Origin of the sequence: Streptomyces sp. NPDC050448, assembly GCF_040655295.1 — a bacterium.
In the GTDB taxonomy this organism is placed as follows: Bacteria; Actinomycetota; Actinomycetes; order Streptomycetales; family Streptomycetaceae; genus Streptomyces.
In genome coordinates this window covers 1-2,955 of the sequence record NZ_JBFAJR010000112.1, presented here as the reverse complement: position 1 = coordinate 2,955, position 2,955 = coordinate 1, and the positions used below count along the sequence as shown (strand labels likewise).

Sequence of the window (2,955 nt, the reverse complement as noted above, 5' to 3'; positions counted from 1 at the left end):
GTGGAACGCATGACTGACCGTCAGCCGCTTGGTCTTCCGGTCGGCGAACGAAGCCACCACGGCCAGCGCAGCATCCTCGTCACCGGCAACGACCACCGACTGCGGGCCGTTGACGGCCGCGATACTCACGCGGTCGGTGAGCAGCGGCAGGACCTCGTCCTCCGAAGCCTGCACCGCGATCATCACACCACCCGACGGCAGCCCCTGCATCAGACGACCACGGGCCGCCACCAGCGTGCACGCGTCGTCCAGCGAGAAGACACCCGCCACATGCGCGGCAGCGATCTCACCGATCGAATGACCGGCGAGGAAGTCCGGCTTCACACCCCACGACTCGACGAGACGGAACAACGCCACCTCGACCGCGAACAGCGCCGGCTGCGTGTACTCCGTACGGTCCAGCAGCTCCGCATCCGACCCGAACAGCACGTCCTTCAACGGGACATCCAAGTCGAACCGGGCACACACCGCATCCAGCGCGTCCGCAAAGGCGGGGAAGGCGTCGTACAGCTCACGCCCCATCCCCAGCCGCTGACTGCCCTGCCCCGTGAACAGGAAGGCCAGTCCGCCCCCGGACACCGTGCCCTGGACCAGACCCGGCACCTGCTCGCCCGCCGCGAGGGTGCGCAGTCCGGTGAGCAGCTCCTCGCGGTCCGCGTTCTGCGCGACCAGGACGGCCCGGGCCTCGAAGGCGGACCGCCCGGCCGCGAGGGAGTGCGCGACGTCGGCGGCAGCGGCCTGCGGGTTCTCGGCGAGCCAGGACACGAGCTGTTCGGCTTGGGCGCGCAGCGCGTCCGTTCCCTTGCCGCTCACGACGAAGGGCAGGACGGAGGTTGCGATCCCCGTCCCGGTCCGGTGACCGACTGCCGTCGCCTCGCCGTCGAGCTGCGGGGCCTCCTCGATGATCGTGTGGGCGTTCGTACCGCTCAGGCCGAAAGAGGACACACCGGCCCGGCGCGGGCGAACCGTCCTGGGCCACGCGCGCAACTCGGTCAGCAGCTCGATGTCACCGGCCGACCAGTCCACGTGCGGGGTGGGAGCGTCGACGTGCAGGGTCTGCGGAAGCACCCCGTGCTGCATTGCCAGCACCATCTTGATCACACCGGCCACACCGGCGGCGGCCTGCGTGTGACCGATGTTCGACTTGATGGACCCCAGCAGCAGCGGTCGGCCGTCCGGGCGCTCCTGCCCGTAGGTCGCCAGCAGCGCCTGCGCCTCGATGGGGTCACCGAGCCGCGTGCCCGTGCCGTGCGCCTCGACCACATCCACTTCGGCGGCCGTCAGACCGGCTCCGGCCAGCGCCTGGCGGATGACGCGCTGCTGCGAGGGGCCGTTCGGGGCGGTCAGGCCATTGCTGGCACCGTCCTGGTTGATCGCCGAACCCCGCACGATCGCGAGGACCGGGTGCCCGTTGCGCCGAGCGTCGGACAGCCGCTCCACGAGCAGCATGCCGACACCCTCACCCCAACCGGTCCCGTCCGCAGCAGCCGCAAAAGCCTTGATCCGGCCGTCCTCCGCCAACCCACGCTGGCGGCTGAAATCGACGAACGCGTCCGGGGTGGACATGACCGTCACACCACCGGCGAGCGCCAGGCTGCACTCGCCTTGGCGAAGGGCCTGAACGGCCAGGTGCAGGGCGACCAGCGAGGACGAGCAGGCCGTGTCGACCGTGATCGCCGGGCCCTCGAGGCCGAAGACGTACGATATGCGGCCGGAGACGACGCTCGCCGCGTTGCCGGTACCGACGTGCCCCTCCAGGCCCTCGGCGTCGCCCGCGACCAGGGAGAGGTAGTCCTGGCCGTTGGTGCCGACGAAGACGCCGGCGCGGCTGCCCCTGAGCACGGCGGGGTCGATGCCGGCCCGCTCGAAGGTCTCCCAGGAGGTCTCCAGCAGCAGACGCTGCTGCGGGTCCATCGCGAGGGCCTCGCGGGGCGAGATCCCGAAGAAGTCGGCGTCGAAGTCCGCTACGTCGTAGAGGAATCCGCCTTCGCGGGTGCACGAGGTCCCGGGCTGCTCCGGGTCCGCCGCGTAGAGCCGGTCCAGGTCCCAGCCGCGGTCGGCCGGGAACTCGGCGACGGCGTCAGTGCCTTCCGAGAGGAGGCGCCAGAGCTGCTCCGGCGTCCGCACGCCGCCAGGGAAGCGGCAGCTCATGGCCACGATGGCGATCGGGTCCTCGTCGGCCGCGACGGCACGGTCCGAGGAGGCGTCGGCCTCGGGAGCGGCGCCCCTCAGTTCCCCGCGCAGGTACTCCGCGAGGGCCGAGGCCGTGGGGTAGTCGTAGACGAGGGTGGTGGGGAGCTGGACCGCGGTGGCCGCGCCGAGTCGGTTGCGGAGGTCGACGGCGGACAGGGAGTCGAAGCCGAGATCCTTGAAGGCGCGCTCCGCACCCACCGCCTCCGCACCATCGTGCCCGAGGACTGCGGCGACGTGCGTACGGACCAGGCTGAGCAGCTCGCGTTCTTGCTCGGCCCGGGGCAGCCCGGCCAGCTTCGCGAACGCCCCTCCGGCGACGTCGGCGCCTGTGACCACGGTCCCGTGACTGGTGACGGCGGCAGCGGGTCGGTGCGTGAAGTCGGCGACCGAGGGGTTGGGGCGGACGGCCCCCACGACGGCGGAGAAGCGCTCCCAGTCGATGTCCGCGACGGTCAGGGCGGCTTCGGTGGTACCAACGGCCTGCGCCAGAGCGGTGATTGCCGAGTCGGGTGCCATCGGCGGCACGCCCTCGCGCCGCATCCGCGCATCCATCGCCTCATCGGCGGCCATACCGCCTTCGGCCCACGGACCCCAGGCGATGGACGTCGCGGCCAGACCGGCCGCCCGCCGCTGCTCGGCGAGCGCGTCCAGGTAGGCGTTGGCAGCGGCGTAGTTGCCCTGACCCGCCGAGCCGATCGTGCCACTCATGGACGAGAACAGCACGAAGGCGTCGAGCTCGATGCCCAGCTCGACGGTCAGCTC

The 2,955-nt window shown here is 71.5% G+C and carries 1 protein-coding gene; it reads right to left on the bottom strand.

The genetic code is table 11. From position 1 onward, the window contains the following. Positions 1-2,955 (bottom strand): beta-ketoacyl synthase N-terminal-like domain-containing protein (locus tag AB0I68_RS38900; protein ID WP_363182174.1); only part of this gene is annotated, 2,955 nt, incomplete at both ends.